Genomic DNA, 15,730 nt, shown 5'->3' with positions numbered 1-15,730 from the left:
AGACCTCGGTTAAAGAATACGCAAGCTGTAGCGCAGGGATCGCGCTTGTGCCAGTAATGTACCAGACACATTTTCTAGATCGCGCGATGAACGCCAAATCGAAGGCATGGCGGCACCATCGGCGGTTTCTAGAATGGATATAAAGCTATTGACCGTACTTTGGGCACCGGCGTAATTACCGTTGCTCACTTGCGACTGAAGGGTCGACATGGCGGCAGCAAGTAAATTGTATGTGGGTGAATCAATCGTGGTTGACTGCGCTTGCAGGTAATCTGCCAACGTACTCACTTTCTGAGAAATAACAGCGGTTGGTGAACGCAAATCTGCAACAATCAAGAAGTCAGAAAAGGTGCCCATGTTACCGCGCGCCCGATAACTGCCCGCCCCTGTAGTGACTGTAATATCTTTAAACTGCTCACCATTTGAACTGTGGAATAAGCGTAGTGGCGAACCGGGAACATAGTGAAGATTCTTGGTGTACACTTCAATTTCAGCAACGCCAGCAAAGCTAAAGCCACGGTCTGTCTTCGGCTGTATTGAAATAAGTACTGGAAAATCGGTAGGCAGCGTCACCAGAGTTCCAGGTAACCGATTCACAACACCCGTATTTAATGGCGACACCAGTTGGAAATTCAAATCGAAATTTTCCGCCGATACCCCGATTGCATCCTCAAAACGAACAGCAACTTCAAGCTCGATTAGGCTGGTTAACTGCACCTGGGCGGTAAATCCATCATTGGTATAAGTCACATCCACTTGTGTTGCAGATTGTGATGGTGCGCTAAACATTAAAGCGGCTACACAAAAAATCAACGCACCGAATAGGTGCAACGATCGTGATTTTTTGGGCATCGTACGATTGGCTGAGACAATCATCATCTTGCTCCTCATGTGAAACAATTTGTTACAAACTCAGTGACACAACTGTAACGCTTGTTATAGATATAATCAATCGGGTCACGTCCTGTTGACCCGATTCCCTTGTTCTCAGTTAAGTTTTACTGAAAGTATCCATCAAATAGACGGCTCGCCCACACGGAATATTCCGCGCGCGTGATCGTTTTTTCTGGATCAAAGGTGGCTGTAATGGTCGGTTGTAAATCCAATAAGCCTTGTTTTATATCAAAACGAACATTGGCCAGTGACAAATTCAACGCCATTTGCACATGCCCGCGCAACTCGCGAGGAATCGCATCTTGGTCACTAATCGCGATGGTTTCACCTTGGTACGTCACCGTAATAGGCTGGTCTGGATCAAATGCTTCAGCCGCCGCCTGTAAACCAAGAGATTGGACAAAACTGTAGGCTAAATCCAATTTAGTTACTGCATCACGGGGTGCAAATTGACCGTTCACGATGCGCATCACTGATTGTTGCGAGTAATCGGTATCGCGTAACGCACCACCCGTTTGACTCGCTGCCAAGGCAAAGCTTTCTTTACCACGGGGAAGCTGGCCTACAGTTGGTTTAGGTTCATTCAGTAAATCACGATACTGACGTACTGCCGACCCCATCACTAGGTACTCGGCTAATTGTTGGCGTTGCAAGTTCGCATCAGGACGGAAACGACCATTATTTAATCCATCCACCAAACGCCGACTAACTGCATATTCAATAGCACCCTGCAAAGGGTGACCTTCGATATCATCAACACCCTCATAACCGGCTGATTCAACAAACTCGATATGCCCTGAGATGAGTTCTGGTACACCCGGCCCATTGGTTAAACCGAGCGGATCTGCCTCTACCCCAGAAAGTGAGGTTAAGCCATAGGCATAAATTGTCCAAGTACCCGCTTGCCCAGGTGCAGACACGCGCATAGCGGTTTCTAGCGCTGGAAGCGTCAAGTTGCCAGAGTACTCAGTACCATCTGGCGCAACGAGCATAAGCTTCACTGTATTGGCCAGTGAATCAGCGCTTGCCTTCACCCACGCGGTCGAATCATCCACATCAAAGGTATAAGTATCTGGCGTACCGACTGGGCTGTATAGAACTTCAAAGTTTTCCACGCGATCACTAATGGACGTTAGCGCATTGGCGTTAAAGTCACGCATGCTGTTTACATTCTGGCTATAGTCTAAGTTCTCACCGAACACTGCCGACAGCGCAGCGCGCGCGTTAATATAACCTGCACCTACTTCCCAAGTTTCCCGTCCAGGCATATTGGTCGCCGTTTGCTTCAGCAATTCCACATAGTCGAGAGGCTGCAAGCGTGGATTCGCTTCCATCATTAACGCCAATACCCCAGAAACGTGAGGAGTAGCCATGGAGGTACCGGAAATCATGGTATAGAAAGGCAAGTATTCTTCTTCGATAACGCCGATATCGTTGGCACCGCCATTCGCGCTTAGGTTAGTGGCCGCACGTGTAGAAATCACATCAACGCCTGGTGCAACAATAGTGACGTCGTTGCTATAGGTCCACTCAGAACCATCTGGCATGGTAAAACTACCGCTCTCGCCAGCTAAACCACGTGATGAGAAGCTTGCTAAATCGCCATCTTTCGTACCTGCACCGACAGAGACACCCCATGGAATTTGCGCGTAAGGATTGTGCGTATCTTCACCAGGTCCAGAGTTCCCCGCAGCAAACACCGATAAAATACCTAACTGATAGGCTTTATAAGTTGCAATAGTGATAGGTCCATTCGGATCGAACTTCCCTGAACTTCCCCAAGAGTTACTAATAATGCGGATGGGGCTATTAAAGGAATACACATTGCTAATGGCGTAATCAAAGCCACCGAGGGCATCAAGAATAGCAATACCGCCACCCGAACCATAACCGACAAGTTCTGCATCCGGTGCCACACCAGCGTACTTACCATTAGACATCACACCATTACCGGCAATTGTACCTGCAACGTGCGTACCGTGACCGGAATTGGTATCTGTATTAACTTGCCCTTCTAGCCAAAAACCATTAGTGCCTAGCAAACGCAATGCTTGGGCATGGGTAAGACCTTGCACGTTTTCTACCACAGTCTCACCGAAAAAGTGGTCTTGGTGGCCCGCATCAATACCGCTGTCATGCACTACAACTGTAACGCCCTTACCGGTAAATTCGAGGCCATTACGGTCAATAAAATCTTGACCCTGCACTTGATCGACGCCAGTAATTTGGCGCGAACCTGCATTAAAGTATTCTAACGGGCGATTCAGCCATACAGAACGCACTTCAGGCTTTAAGCTGATGGCTTCAATCTGAGCTGGATTGGCTAAAACCCCAATAACCGGTAGCGATTGAAATTGCACGCCATCGGTAATGCCAAGATCCAGTAAACGCCCGAGTTGGCTTTCAGATACAGGCTCTAACTGATCATAGGTCACAACAACCATCACTTTATCGCTCGGATCCAGCGTGTCTATGGTGGTTGTAAGCATCTCGCCGAGCACACTGGCTTGGCTGCTATAGGCCATCGTTAACGCAAGGGATGCGCCAATGGCGAGTGAAACGTTGGATTTCTTCATGTCGGTTCCTCCGCGGATCGTTATCACGATCACATGTTATTGAAATGTTACGGAGCTAAGACTGACACTATCCAGTGAAGGCAGGTATAGGGGAGATCCCCGAGATTAACTGTAAGCGCGGCAAACAAAAAGGGAGCCTCGCGGCTCCCCTCTTTCTGACAAACTGAAGCGGCTGCTTACGCGCCCAGACCTTCTTTAGCTTTCGCTACCAACGCAGAGAAACCTGCTTGGTCGTGAACAGCGATATCCGCCAGGATCTTACGGTCGATTTCAACAGATGCTTTCTTAAGACCGTTGATAAAACGGCTGTAAGATAAACCACCTTGACGCGCCGCAGCGTTAATCCGAACAATCCATAATTGACGGAACTGACGCTTTTTCGCACGACGGTCACGGTATGCATATTGACCGGCCTTGATTACTGCTTGTTTCGCTACGCGGAATACGCGAGAGCGAGCACCATAGTAACCTTTTGCTTGCTTCAGGATTTTCTTGTGACGCGCACGCGCCATCACACCACGTTTTACTCGTGCCATGGATCAATCTCCTCTCTTATGCGTACGGTAACATGCGATCAACTAATGCAACATCGCTCTTATGAACCATGCTCTTAGCCCGCAAGTGACGTTTACGCTTAGAGCTCTTCTTGGTCAGAATGTGACGCAAGTGAGACTGCTTGCACTTGTATCCGCCTGAAGCGGTTTTCTTAAAGCGCTTAGTAGCACTTTTAACACTTTTCATTTTTGGCATTTGTCGTACTCCGCATTGGATAGCCAATTGAAATAACCAGGTGAACGTTCGGAATAAACGTTACTTGTAAACCTAAATTACTTCTTACTTTCTGGTGCCAGAACCATAATCATCTGACGACCTTCGGCCCGTCGAGGGAACGATTCGCAGGTTGAAACTTCCTCGAGGTCGGTTTTTATCCGCTCCAACAAGTCAATTCCAATCTCCTGATGCGCCATTTCCCGGCCACGGAAACGAATGGTAACTTTTGCTTTGTCACCACCCTCAAGAAAGCGACGCAGGTTGCGCAGTTTTACCTGGTAATCGCCTTCATCTGTTCCAGGTCGGAATTTAACTTCCTTAACCTGAATCTGTTTTTGTTTCTTTTTCTGCTCTTTCTGTTGCTTACTTTTCTCGTAAAGGAACTTTCCATAGTCCATTACACGACACACAGGCGGCTCAGCATTCGGACTGATCTCTACCAGATCCAGCCCAGCTTCTGCAGCAACGTCTAGAGCTTCATTTAAAGTAACAACACCCCGTTGTTCGCCTTCTGCGTCAATCAAGCGAATTTCTTGCGCGGTGATATTGTCATTTATACGTGTTTTGTCGACCTTTTGGCCTTTTTTTCCGCCTTTAATTGTGTCTTCCTCCAAGCAGTTTAAGAAATTACGCGGGATGTCACATCGCCACGCAGACGAGCAATGAAGTCGGCAACCGCAAACTTGCCAAGGTCTTCACCTCGTCGGGTCCGTACCGCGACTTGTCCTTCTTCGACTTCGCGATCACCGACCACCAATAAATACGGCACGCGCTTAAGCGTGTGCTCGCGGATTTTAAAGCCTATCTTCTCATTTCTCAAGTCGGCTTTTGCTCTAAAGCCATGTTTTTTCAATTCTGAGACCAAATTTTGCGCATATTCGGCCTGATTATCGGTAATATTCATGACGACAACTTGAGTTGGCGCTAACCATACTGGGAAAAACCCAGCATATTCTTCAATGAGAATCCCCATAAAGCGTTCAAGTGAACCTAAAATAGCGCGGTGAATCATCACCGGCACGTGGCGCTCGTTGTCTTCGCCAACGTAAGTTGCACCTAAACGATTCGGGAGGGCAAAATCCAACTGTATTGTACCACACTGCCAAGCGCGACCTAAGCAATCGAATAAAGTAAATTCAATTTTAGGTCCGTAAAATGCGCCCTCGCCTGGTAAATACTCAAATTCGATACCGTGACTCTTCAATGCTTCAGCTAATGCCGCTTCGGAACGATCCCATGTTGCATCGTCGCCCAAGCGTTTTTCAGGGCGTGTCGATAGCTTCACCACGATCTTATCAAAGCCAAAGGTTCGGTAGGTTTCATAAACCATCCGAATACAGCCAGCCACCTCTTCTTGCACCTGTTCTTCAGTACAGAAAATATGGGCATCGTCTTGCGTGAAACCACGAACCCGCATTAATCCGTGTAACGCACCAGAGGGTTCATTGCGATGACAACAGCCAAACTCGGCCATTCGCAGTGGCAAATCACGGTAGGATTTTAATCCTTGGTTAAAGATCTGCACATGGCCGGGGCAATTCATCGGTTTCACGGCGTATTCGCGGTTCTCCGAAGACGTGGTGAACATCAATTCTGAGAACTTTTCCCAGTGACCTGAACGTTCCCATAACACCCGGTCCATCATGAGCGGACCTTTTACTTCCTGATAGTCATACTCGTTCAATTTCTCTCGAACGTAGCGCTCTAGTTCCTGAAAAATAGACCAACCATTGTGATGCCAAAACACCATTCCTGGTGCTTCTTCTTGCCAATGAAATAGATCTTGGGCCTTGCCAATCTTCCGATGATCGCGTTTTTCAGCTTCTTCTAAACGCTGCAAATAAGCTTTTAACTCTTTTTTATCGGTCCATGCGGTACCATAAATGCGTTGCAACATCTTATTGTCGGAATCGCCACGCCAATAGGCGCCCGCTACCTTCATAATTTTAAAGTGCTTACAGAAACGCATATTGGGCACGTGTGGGCCACGGCACATATCCACGTATTCTTCGTGATGATAAAGGCCAGGACGATCCGACTTCGCTACATTTTCGTCCAGAATCTCAACTTTATAGCTCTCACCACGCTCAACAAAGGTTTCCCGAGCTTCTTCCCAACTCACCTTCTTTTTGATGACATCGTATTCGGTTTTCGCCAACTCGTTCATGCGTTTTTCAATCGCATCAAGGTCATCTTGGGACAACGGGCGATCGATATCTACGTCGTAGTAAAAGCCGTTTTCTATCACCGGGCCAATGGCCATCTTGGTTTGTGGCCATAATTGTTTAATCGCATGACCAAGCAAATGCGCGCATGAGTGACGGATCACTTCCAAGCCTTCGGCATTCTTCGGGGTGATAATTTCTAAGGAGGCGTTTTCTTCAATCAGGTCACTGGCATCAACTAAAGTACCGTTTACCCGTCCTGCAACCGTTGCTTTGGCTAAACCAGGGCCAATATCATTGGCAACATCAAGGACAGATACGGCGTGGTCAAATTCGCGTTGACTACCATCGGGGAGCGTAATTACAGGCATGCTACTTCCTTTCTACAGTGGTGACACCTACCAAGTGCCACTTGTATGTTTTGGTTATGTTCTGCGTGAGGTCGCTATACAGCGTTCGGTGCGAACTACGGTTCAATAAAACCCGTGAATCATAACGGTTTATAGCCGCAAGCGCAACGTAACCGGCGGAATCTACAGGGTTATCGTAAAAACAGCAGAGCAATGCCGGCCATTGCTATCAGGGTGCCCAGCAAGGCCCGAAAACTTACACGGCGACCGCGGATAAAGTTCAACGACAACATAAATAACGGTGCCGTGGATAACAGCGTCTGTGCAATACCTGGCGTAACATAGGCAATCGCCAATTGTTGCAGCCAAATAGCCACGAAGGTGCCGAGCAGAATGGCCGTAATCAACACCGAAATGCGGGTCGCTCGCAGCCCCTGCGCTGTGGCCATCAACATTTTCGGACGAATGAGCAATAACGCGAGCGTAAGGGCAATGGTGCCCGCTGATAGTCGAATCATCGCGGCCTGTAAGGCGCTGACATCAAATTGCTGGAATGCATGAAAGGCCATCACCAAACCTATGGCCTGGCACAGGGCAGCTGCAACACCAAACCAAACGCCCGAACGGCTTAAAGGAATACCCGCAACCGGTTGCCGCTCTGTCAGTACCGTTAGTACCCCCAGCAAAACCACAAGCCCTGCGGCGATTTCAAAAACACTGAGGGTTTCCGAGAGGAACAACCAAGCGATGATGGCCGCAAATGGAGGAGCCAAGTACTCGAGTAATATGGTGTGCGCCGGACCTAATCGGCGCAATGCAGAAAAATAGCAGGTGTCACCGATGGTGATACCAATAACGCCGCTCAATGCGAGCATGAGTACCGGAACTAATGTCCAAGCCAAAGCTTGGACATCTGTGCTCAGCCACAACCCTAAAAGCAATAAGGGAGATGCGACAATTCCCTTCACCAAATTGAGCTGTGCCGCCGACAAATGGTGACTGCTACGGCTATACATTAGCGTGGCTAATGCCCAACTTAACGCGGCAGCCAAGGCCGCGAGTTGGCCCCAGTAAATACTCATAAATATCGGCTCATACGACTAGCTTCACCCACTCTTTTGGTCTCTTTCGATGAATATCTTTGGCAGAAAATTCCTTGCTTTCCTGCAGATTTACCCGCTTCTCGCGCCTGAACCCCTGTGGTTGCCCGCAGTATTGCTATATTAAGGGTAAATCGAGTTCAGTATTCAACACGTCGGGATTCCCCAACGGGAGGCTAACAACACAACAACTAAGGATAAGAATATGGACGACGCAAAATTATGTGATGCCCGAGTTCATTGTCCCTATTGTGGACACACACTGCATCTTAACGTCGATACATCGGAAGATGATCAAAACTATCAAGATGAATGTCCCAATTGTGGTGATGCACTTTATATCACCCTACATCGGGATATCAGTGATGATAAAATTCATCTGCGAGTTCATTCAGGAGATGAACAATACTATTGATTTTGACGCGCTAATACACGACGAACAGTCTCAACGATGGTCATCGTTTGCTGGTCTGCTTCAATATTCACGCGCTGACCTGGCTGCGTGTCACCTAAAATCGTGATTGCGAGCGTTTCTGGGATTAAATGCAACCAAAACCCCGTCGCTGTCACATCACCTACCGTAAGGCTTGCGCCATCAACGGCTATAAATCCTTTGGCGAGAATATAATCAAGCCATTTCGGGGCTAACTCAAAATACATACGACAATTATTCGGACTATCAATCCGTTCTTTCAGCACAGCCGTTGTATGAATATGGCCGGATACAATATGGCCCCCTAACTCACGCCCTAAGGTAAGGGAACGTTCGAAATTCACCCCATCGCCGATCTGTAGATCACCCAGATTGGTTAAACGTAAGGTCTCGTCGATAATGTCAAAACGGACTAAACTATCATGAGGAAATGCAGAGGGCTCAAGTTCAAACCCGGTGACGGTGAGGCAACAGCCATTCACCGCAATGCTGGCACCGGTTTCTACCGCCTGCAAATGTTCGCGGCCGACACGAAGTTCGAGTTGGCGAAATAAACCCTTATCAAGAATGTTGTTCACGACAGCTTGAGTTTGAACAATACCTGTAAACATGAAATCACCTATGCAAAAACGCGCAGTTTTAAAACACGCACACCAGACGTTGCAAGCGAAGATATTTCGTCGCCTAGGCGTTGTTTTCTCTTATCCACGAAGTGTAACCGAAAAAAACCGGTCAGAACACCGTCCTTCGGCGCTATTACTCCTGTTTGTGTTGTTCCTTAGCGCTTGGCTAAGTGGTTGCAGTAGAGCCATTGATCACGATTTTAAAGACTATCAACAGCGTCTTGGACGCCTCTTGGATGAGCCGGTCACCACAGTTGAACTTCCCGCTAATCCGCGCATGCCGCGCGTGCACGAAGTACAACAACCTATCCCCGAAATATCCATTAGCTTGCTCGACAGCATGCGTCTTGATCGCTGTCGAGTCGGCCAATTAATCGCTGCACGCAACAGTTCCCTAGGTCGGGTACAAAGCACGCAAGCTCGCGTTCTCTATGAGATTCAAATGATTACGGCCCTGCAGGAGTGCTTACAGACTTCCGCAGCTGATGATGCCCGACTTGCTGAACTATTAACAACGGCCCTTGAACACAAAGTTGATACCTTGCCGCTTTGGATCAACCGTTTCCTCACCAATGAAGATGTCATTCGCGAACGGTTTCGGGTTTCACGGTCGCCATTGACGCTAGAGGCCTCAGAGGAAGGCAGTGCAAGTATCGCCGCCCTGACCTATTTTGCCGATGTGTTTACCGCACTGCATGATGACCCACTGCACTATACGGTTGATGAAAGCGCATGGAACGATCATATCCGCACTTTAGGACAGCGTCACTTTTTAAGTGATTTCTGGCGTACTCAACAGGTCACCTTAGGCTATTTAAAGTCACTCAATCTTATGCTCTCCGATGCGGGTGACAAAATCGGATGCCGCAATCGTTCTGTTCCGCAACAAGCTGAATTTCTTCAGAATGTGATGATCAATATATGGGTTTCAAGTTTGCAACCGAAACTGGCGCGCTTACAGGGCTATGAAACCCAAGTGTATGGGCAACTCGTGCGCTTGCAGGAGTTTGTGCTTGATGAAGCCTGGAATAATTACCTTGATCAACTTATGAATGAAGAGAGTCATGGCGTCGGTATTCGTCAACACAGCCGACGTCACGCAGAGTTATATCAGGCATTTTTGCAACAGTGCGGCCTCAGTATTGAGGGCAACTAATGGTTAATAGGTAGGAAGTTCCAAAGAAGCATCTTTGTTTCGCAGCGGTCGCCCGCGTACTAAACATGCGGCCGGAATCGTTCGAACAAATGCCGGCGTTTCACCTAAGTATTCTCCGTCTACTTCAATGGGCAGCCCAACAGTTTGTACCTGTAGGGCATGGAGCTGTCCACAATGCACTTGCGAAAAATCCACATGCTTCCCGCGATAAATCTTAGTTAATGCTCGAAGCTTGCGGAAGAAGCCAACATGCTCAACAAAACAGTAGGCCAATACGCCATCATTAACTTGTGCATGGGGCGCTATCTTCATGCCATTTCCAAAGTAAGGGCCATTGGCGAAATTAAGCATAAAACAAGGACGACTTGAGAGTGCCAGAAGTTTTTGCGAACTCCCGGACAATTCAATCGTATGATCTTTTGCCCGCATTAAGGTGCGTACTGCCGCGAACAGGTAACTTAAACGCGGAAACCAACCTTTGCGCCCTTTCATATGGCGCACGACGTCACCATCAAAACCAACGCCGGCCACATTAATAAAATAGCGTTGATTAATTTGGCCTAAATCGATGGCGTGTATATCGCCGCCGATAGCTTGTTGAACCCAAGTCTCAAGCGATTGTTGTTTGAAGGTTTTACCAAAGTAACCGCGAGCAAAATCGTTTCCGGTACCACAAGGAATGTAGCCAATGGGAAGGCGATAACCCGCTAGGGCATTGACCGCTTGATGTAGGGTCCCATCGCCGCCCACAACAATAACATCGGAAACAGCGTGCGCACGCAGCTGTTCTTCAACGGCATTCATGGTTTGCTTGATATGTTGATGGGTTTCTAAACGAACGAAGGGTATGACGCGTTGCTCTAACTCCGCCATTAACGCATCGACCACCTGCCGACGATAGCGAGAACTCGCGGGATTAATGAGTAACAGAATGTGTCGAGCGTCACCTATATCTGCCATTCATTTCTCCCGCGGTTAATGTACAGAAAACGTGCTGTCCATTTATACTAGCGGTTTATCTTTGATTTTCAATGCAATATTAAATTTCTCAGGCACTTATCAGAGTGTCTGATCGCTTATTGGGCTAGTTACTCGGTTCTGGTTTTAAGTTTTCATAAACTTCGCGGGCATCAAAGGTTTGCCCATCCTCTGGACGGACACCCCGGCCCATTCGCACTTCCAATATAGTTTCAATCACGCTGCGATCATCGCCTAAGCTCATGCCGAGATGGTAATTACGTACCGGGCGCCGATATACTCGACAGCCCAGCGGCGTGCAGTCGCGAATGGTTTCATAGCCTGCGCCAGCACCAAAACTGCTCCCTGAACTTACCCGCTCACGATTCACAAAGGTTTCCCGATTCACAACTTGAAACCAATCATACGCTTGCTCTAAGGTGACCTCGCTTGCCCTTAGCAACGCGTAGTCCATTGCTCTGCTGGTATCATCACCGCGCGCCTTAAAGTTCACCCGATAGTGATTTTCAGTGATTTTGCGTTCACTGTAACCAAAACCGCTACCTTCAGCAGCCCGGTACGGTGATGCACTCGAACAACCTATGAGGGCCCATGCCAGCAACAATAATGCCAGCATTTGTAACAGACGTAACATGCCCATCGTATCTTGAGTAGGCTCCATTCTTCGTGATGTTGCTTCGGTATTCATAACATCTACCTCCATCCTAATGTCTTTAAAGTCTAGTTGCTAAACCCTTAAACCGTAACTCACGGGTCGCATTCAATGCGTGATCGCTTAGTCACCGGCCGATAAACGACGCTGTTCCTCGCTTAATGACAAGGCTTCGCTTCCCTGTAATGCCATCAAGGTCGCGTCCATCAGCTGATTGGCTGAGGCCGCCGCGTATTCGCCTGTCGCAACATTCTCTTTATATGCCGTTGCTATCGGTGACCACTGTCCTTCTTGACGGCAGGCAATTTCATCACGATGCAGAGTGCCTTGAACACTGTAACTGCGGCACAATCGACCATCGCCGGCGATAAAACTAAAATAGGGTTGCAGCACCTCTCCACTTGCGAGCGCAATCTGCTGCCCACTCGGGGTTTGGTTTAAGGCTGCACTTACATGTGTCCACTGGGTTGCGCCAGGTTCCTCGGAACCAAAGGGAATCCATTGCCCAGCCCCGACACCAATCAGAAGTGCTACCCCAGCCGCTAAGGCCACATGCTCACGAACACCCTGCCGCGCTCGTTGCCACACGGATAACGAAATAATATCCGCGCTCGTTGCGGATTCTTGCTGAGTATCGTCATCGCGTAATAACGCCAATATGGAATCCGGCGCTTGTGTTGCATCAATGCCTTTGGCAAAGCGCTGCACGGAATCGTCAACCTGACTGAGAACGGCAACACGATCTGCTAAGTCCTCATTCTGCACAAGCGCATTACGAATATGTTCCATCTCGTTTTGCGGTAACTCATTATCGAGAAATGCCGAGAGTTTTTCGTCGCTGATATGCATTAGTGTAACTCCTTTGATTTTCCATAAAGCTGCTCTGCCAATGCCGTGCGGGCCCGTGCTAAACGACTCATCACCGTACCGATGGGAATGTCCAACGATTCCGAAACTTCTCGATATGACATGCCTTGCACAGCGACCATCGCTAGCACTTCATGCTGATCGGCAGGTAAACGTTTCATAGCGATACCTACATGATTCAGTTCCATCTGACTCTCAAGTATCCCGGTGCCATCCACCTGCTGGGTCTGTTGCAGATCGGTGTTCATCGTGGCGTTTTCTCGAACTCGGCGAGCACGATATTCATCAATCCAAAGATTGCGACATACGCGGAACGCCCACTTCAGCAAAACCACATCCTCAGGAATCGGGCGCGTTAAAATGCGCTCAATGGTTTGTTGAACGAGATCATCCGCATCGGGCATGGATGTTGTGAGCGAAAAGGCAAATCTGCGCAAGGGGGGCAGCAAACTTGCCAGTTCGGCTTTAAGCCGTGAGGCTCCAGTCATAAAAGACATCTCCTGCGTGTTTATTTCCCACATTCAGCTTGTTAACGAAGGTCACTTTGAATTTATTCCATTATGAATGCAAAAAATGAAATAGATCCTTGTCTTAAACGTTACTATAGTAAGACGATAAATTTGTTTCTGAACCAGAGGTACAGAATATCATGCCATGGCTTGCCCGAACCCTCTATTTTACCGCAGCTGCCAGTTTGGCGGTGTTGCCCCACCTTGCCAGCAGCCAACAAGTGCCCAAGGTACCAGTGGTCAACCCGGCTGAGCGCGCTATTGAACGGCAAATAGAGCGAGCCACACGGCAGGCGGAACGCCTCGAACGCAATTTACCGAGCGCTGCTGAACTTGGCCAAGCCCGCGCACTTGAGCAAATCACAAGCAATACGGAACGTGCTTTAACACGACTCACGCAGTCCGATCTGTTAGCACGCCTCCCCGAGCGCTTATCGATTAAAGACATCAATGGCGTAGAACGTTTTGTGGATATCGAAGTGGAACCAGGTCGGCGAGCCATTGAGCGGCAATGGGTTCTGATGCTGGAACGGGATTGGGCCGCGCAACTGCCGCAACTTGCGCCTGAACTTTGGCAATACCTATCAGAAAACGAGGTGCTCGGTGGTTTAAATCAACAGATCCTGACTTTTACCGTGCCGCGTCACTTGGATAATCGCGACGGTGTTGAACGCCTCCTTCCCGCGCGGTTTCACCCATTTCTTGACCGAAACCATATTTATCAAGCAAGTAGTGAGTCTGAGTTAGCCTTAGAACCAGACCTATCTTCGGACTCGGCTCCCGCCATTGAGCTACGTTGGCCGGCGCGCTCAGCGTGCACCGAAGCCATCCGTATTGGCGTCGTGGACACCGGTATCCAACAGCAGCATCCGGCTTTCGCACAAGCAATATCAGAAGGACGTTTAATTCAACGTGGTTTTTTGGATGAGGCCATTCCCCAACCTGGCCATCACGGTACCGCCGTAACCGGCATTCTTATTGGAACCCATGACGAGCAGTCGGCACTATTGCCTAATGCTACCGTCTATCACGCTGAAGTGTTTTATCAACAGTCCGCGTATCATCAAGGGGCATCACTTACCCATCTTATTCGTGGGTTAAATTGGCTAAGTGAACAACATGTTGAAGCGATTAACCTTAGTCTCACTGGGCCGGCGAATCGATTGCTCGCGCGGACCGTTCGTCAGTTGTACCAAGCCAACATTGTTGTTGTGGCCGCAGTGGGTAACGAAGGTCCCCATGCACCAGCTTTATATCCAGCCGCATACAACGAAGTAATCGGTGCGACAGCGGTGGATCGCTTTGGCGGTATTTATCGCTGGGCGAATCAGGGTGATTATGTGGAGTATTCAGGATTTGGCGTGTCTGTTTTAACGCCTCGTGCCGACCATCGGTGGGGATATGAAACCGGTACCTCCATGGCAGCGCCCTTTATTACCGCCCATGCAGCCTGTGTGGCACAGAACTCCGTAGCCGACACCCGAGCTGAATTAAAAAAGCGGGCTTACGTCCAAGATCAGACTGAACGCAATCCCACTTTCGGTTTCGGTGTATTGCATCCTGCACTCGTCATCAATGGCGTGTTAGCGGTGACTGATTAAAAGCGCTGAGCACAGAATAATTCGCCATTAAAAGCGCAGGCGTACACCAATAGATGCACGGGTTTCATCATAGTCAGCGGAATCGAGATTGGACGAATAGTCGCCTCGTTCAACCTGACCTATGAGTGACAGCTGACGCCAAACAGGCACTTCAACGCGGGCATCAATCACTTGATGTCTATCCGACCGCGCTTGACCAATAGCCGCGCTTATCCCTTCATAATCTCGGTCATGCCAACGATAGCCCAGTTGGAAACGACCATCGCCCGAGGCAAAAGCAAAGCGTGTGGAGTAACGCACTCGCAGTGTATTCGCTTGATAAGAGAACTCGTTGTTACGCGCATCTTCATCGTCATGGTTGGCACCGAACAGAAGAAAACTTCTTCCTTCATTAAAGAAGTAGAAAAGATCGATAGCGCCGCCCAGGGTGTCTGCATCCCGCTCCGAAAAGTCAGCAAAGGTCTTCTCAGATTGATTCAAGGCAAACCGGGCGTAGAATTGGTCACCTAACATGCGCGCAAGGTACACCGAGCGCTGATGCAAATCCAAAAACGAATCTCCACCTAAGTTGGCGTCGGCAAAATAGTAATTTGCTCCCACCGTGTATACATCAAAGTCATAACTGACATCTGCATAAATCAGGTGCATGGCCAGATCGAACTCACTGAATTCATGATAACGACGGTCGCTGTAGCTGTAACCACCATCAATATTCCATGATTCCGCAGGTTGCCATTGCGCGTCCAGCGCTAGCTCTATGAGCGTTGCGGTATCAGACTCGCCAATGGCAGTCTCTAATTCACTGACACTGACATTACTATTATGCTCACCCGAGACATCAACTCGAGCCGAAAAGGAAAATGAATCTGAGGCGTCTTGCGCGGAACTTACGCCAGCGCTTAATGCACAGGCAAGAGCCAGTGCTATCGGGCTAATTTTTAATCGTATGTGATTCATAGAATTCTCCAACGCTATTCACCCATTGCTGGGGAATGCACGCTTCGTCAATGGATTCATTGTTTCTGGACGCTAAGTATAGTTACATATTAAGAAAC

At 48.7% G+C, this 15,730-nt stretch carries 15 protein-coding genes and 1 pseudogene; 3 read left to right on the top strand and 13 right to left on the bottom strand.

Annotation, left to right across the window (positions count from 1 at the left end; all coding sequences use genetic code 11):
• Positions 1-9: 9 nt before the first annotated feature.
• From HXZ99_RS01675 to HXZ99_RS01645, 7 genes and pseudogenes are all read right to left on the bottom strand, one after another.
• Positions 10-879, bottom strand: a complete 870-nt coding sequence (locus tag HXZ99_RS01675; protein ID WP_194755531.1) for a DUF6689 family protein — start codon at positions 877-879, stop codon at positions 10-12.
• A 704-nt stretch (positions 880-1,583) separates the two neighbouring features.
• A pseudogene (locus HXZ99_RS01670) lies at positions 1,584-3,338 on the bottom strand (S8 family peptidase); the annotation flags it as partial.
• A 308-nt stretch (positions 3,339-3,646) separates the two neighbouring features.
• A complete protein-coding gene (gene rplT, locus HXZ99_RS01665) occupies positions 3,647-4,006 on the bottom strand; it encodes a 50S ribosomal protein L20 (RefSeq protein WP_194755529.1) in 360 nt (119 codons plus the stop codon).
• Between the two features lie 16 nt (positions 4,007-4,022).
• Positions 4,023-4,220, bottom strand: coding sequence for a 50S ribosomal protein L35 (gene rpmI, locus HXZ99_RS01660; RefSeq protein ID WP_126790895.1), 198 nt, complete (start codon positions 4,218-4,220; stop codon positions 4,023-4,025).
• A 77-nt stretch (positions 4,221-4,297) separates the two neighbouring features.
• Positions 4,298-4,855, bottom strand: coding sequence for a translation initiation factor IF-3 (gene infC / locus HXZ99_RS01655; protein ID WP_194755528.1), 558 nt, complete (start codon positions 4,853-4,855; stop codon positions 4,298-4,300).
• Positions 4,856-4,860: 5 nt separating this feature from the next.
• Positions 4,861-6,777: a threonine--tRNA ligase gene (gene thrS / locus HXZ99_RS01650; RefSeq protein ID WP_194755527.1), complete on the bottom strand. Its 1,917-nt coding sequence runs from the start codon at positions 6,775-6,777 to the stop codon at positions 4,861-4,863.
• Positions 6,778-6,947: 170 nt separating this feature from the next.
• Positions 6,948-7,838, bottom strand: coding sequence for a DMT family transporter (locus tag HXZ99_RS01645; RefSeq protein ID WP_194755526.1), 891 nt, complete (start codon positions 7,836-7,838; stop codon positions 6,948-6,950).
• A 223-nt stretch (positions 7,839-8,061) separates the two neighbouring features.
• Between HXZ99_RS01645 and HXZ99_RS01640 the strand changes: the two genes are divergently transcribed.
• Positions 8,062-8,271 (top strand): CPXCG motif-containing cysteine-rich protein, encoded by a 210-nt coding sequence (locus HXZ99_RS01640; RefSeq protein WP_194755525.1) that lies wholly within the window; start codon positions 8,062-8,064, stop codon positions 8,269-8,271.
• On the opposite strand, the gene HXZ99_RS01635 is transcribed toward HXZ99_RS01640, so the two are convergent.
• Positions 8,265-8,900 (bottom strand): riboflavin synthase subunit alpha, encoded by a 636-nt coding sequence (locus HXZ99_RS01635; protein WP_194755524.1) that lies wholly within the window; start codon positions 8,898-8,900, stop codon positions 8,265-8,267. The two genes, HXZ99_RS01640 and HXZ99_RS01635, sit on opposite strands and share 7 nt — an antisense overlap.
• Positions 8,901-8,910: 10 nt before the next feature.
• Between HXZ99_RS01635 and HXZ99_RS01630 the strand changes: the two genes are divergently transcribed.
• Positions 8,911-10,068, top strand: coding sequence for a DUF3080 family protein (locus tag HXZ99_RS01630; RefSeq protein ID WP_194755523.1), 1,158 nt, complete (start codon positions 8,911-8,913; stop codon positions 10,066-10,068).
• 3 nt (positions 10,069-10,071) lie between these two features.
• On the opposite strand, the gene HXZ99_RS01625 is transcribed toward HXZ99_RS01630, so the two are convergent.
• The 4 genes from HXZ99_RS01625 to HXZ99_RS01610 all read right to left on the bottom strand — a co-directional run bounded on the left by HXZ99_RS01625 (position 10,072) and on the right by HXZ99_RS01610 (position 13,053).
• Positions 10,072-11,028 carry a diacylglycerol/lipid kinase family protein gene (locus HXZ99_RS01625; RefSeq protein ID WP_194755522.1) on the bottom strand — a complete coding sequence of 319 codons (957 nt, stop codon included), beginning with the start codon at positions 11,026-11,028 and terminating at the stop codon, positions 10,072-10,074.
• Positions 11,029-11,152: 124 nt separating this feature from the next.
• Positions 11,153-11,734 (bottom strand): CC0125/CC1285 family lipoprotein, encoded by a 582-nt coding sequence (locus tag HXZ99_RS01620; protein ID WP_194755521.1) that lies wholly within the window; start codon positions 11,732-11,734, stop codon positions 11,153-11,155.
• Between the two features lie 87 nt (positions 11,735-11,821).
• On the bottom strand, positions 11,822-12,547 hold the full coding sequence (locus HXZ99_RS01615; protein WP_194755520.1) for a hypothetical protein: 726 nt from the start codon (positions 12,545-12,547) through the stop codon (positions 11,822-11,824).
• On the bottom strand, positions 12,547-13,053 hold the full coding sequence (locus HXZ99_RS01610) for an RNA polymerase sigma factor (protein WP_194755519.1): 507 nt from the start codon (positions 13,051-13,053) through the stop codon (positions 12,547-12,549). Before HXZ99_RS01610 ends, HXZ99_RS01615 begins: the two co-directional genes overlap by 1 nt.
• Positions 13,054-13,214: 161 nt before the next feature.
• On the opposite strand from HXZ99_RS01610, the gene HXZ99_RS01605 reads away from it, so the two are divergent.
• Positions 13,215-14,675 carry a S8 family serine peptidase gene (locus HXZ99_RS01605; protein WP_194755518.1) on the top strand — a complete coding sequence of 487 codons (1,461 nt, stop codon included), beginning with the start codon at positions 13,215-13,217 and terminating at the stop codon, positions 14,673-14,675.
• Positions 14,676-14,702: 27 nt separating this feature from the next.
• Here HXZ99_RS01605 and HXZ99_RS01600 read toward each other — a convergent pair whose 3' ends face one another.
• Positions 14,703-15,632 carry a surface lipoprotein assembly modifier gene (locus HXZ99_RS01600; RefSeq protein ID WP_194755517.1) on the bottom strand — a complete coding sequence of 310 codons (930 nt, stop codon included), beginning with the start codon at positions 15,630-15,632 and terminating at the stop codon, positions 14,703-14,705.
• Between the last annotated feature and the right edge of the window lie 98 nt (positions 15,633-15,730).

Origin of the sequence: Aliidiomarina indica (assembly GCF_015354615.1) — a bacterium.
Lineage (GTDB): Bacteria > Pseudomonadota > Gammaproteobacteria > Enterobacterales > Alteromonadaceae > Aliidiomarina > Aliidiomarina indica.
The sequence above is the reverse complement of the archived record's forward strand: the minus strand, read 5'-3'. Positions and strand labels throughout refer to the sequence as shown.

Excerpts from the sequence above, each read along its gene's own strand:
- HXZ99_RS01675 (WP_194755531.1), bottom strand. The coding sequence starts at position 879 with ATGATGATTGTCTCAGCCAATCGTACGATGCCCAAAAAATCACGATCG.
- rplT (WP_194755529.1), bottom strand. The coding sequence starts at position 4,006 with ATGGCACGAGTAAAACGTGGTGTGATGGCGCGTGCGCGTCACAAGAAA.
- rpmI (WP_126790895.1), bottom strand. The coding sequence starts at position 4,220 with ATGCCAAAAATGAAAAGTGTTAAAAGTGCTACTAAGCGCTTTAAGAAA.
- thrS (WP_194755527.1), bottom strand. The coding sequence starts at position 6,777 with ATGCCTGTAATTACGCTCCCCGATGGTAGTCAACGCGAATTTGACCAC.
- HXZ99_RS01645 (WP_194755526.1), bottom strand. The coding sequence starts at position 7,838 with ATGAGTATTTACTGGGGCCAACTCGCGGCCTTGGCTGCCGCGTTAAGT.
- HXZ99_RS01640 (WP_194755525.1), top strand. The coding sequence starts at position 8,062 with ATGGACGACGCAAAATTATGTGATGCCCGAGTTCATTGTCCCTATTGT.
- HXZ99_RS01635 (WP_194755524.1), bottom strand. The coding sequence starts at position 8,900 with ATGTTTACAGGTATTGTTCAAACTCAAGCTGTCGTGAACAACATTCTT.
- HXZ99_RS01630 (WP_194755523.1), top strand. The coding sequence starts at position 8,911 with ATGCAAAAACGCGCAGTTTTAAAACACGCACACCAGACGTTGCAAGCG.
- HXZ99_RS01625 (WP_194755522.1), bottom strand. The coding sequence starts at position 11,028 with ATGGCAGATATAGGTGACGCTCGACACATTCTGTTACTCATTAATCCC.
- HXZ99_RS01620 (WP_194755521.1), bottom strand. The coding sequence starts at position 11,734 with ATGAATACCGAAGCAACATCACGAAGAATGGAGCCTACTCAAGATACG.
- HXZ99_RS01615 (WP_194755520.1), bottom strand. The coding sequence starts at position 12,547 with ATGCATATCAGCGACGAAAAACTCTCGGCATTTCTCGATAATGAGTTA.
- HXZ99_RS01610 (WP_194755519.1), bottom strand. The coding sequence starts at position 13,053 with ATGACTGGAGCCTCACGGCTTAAAGCCGAACTGGCAAGTTTGCTGCCC.
- HXZ99_RS01605 (WP_194755518.1), top strand. The coding sequence starts at position 13,215 with ATGCCATGGCTTGCCCGAACCCTCTATTTTACCGCAGCTGCCAGTTTG.
- HXZ99_RS01600 (WP_194755517.1), bottom strand. The coding sequence starts at position 15,632 with ATGAATCACATACGATTAAAAATTAGCCCGATAGCACTGGCTCTTGCC.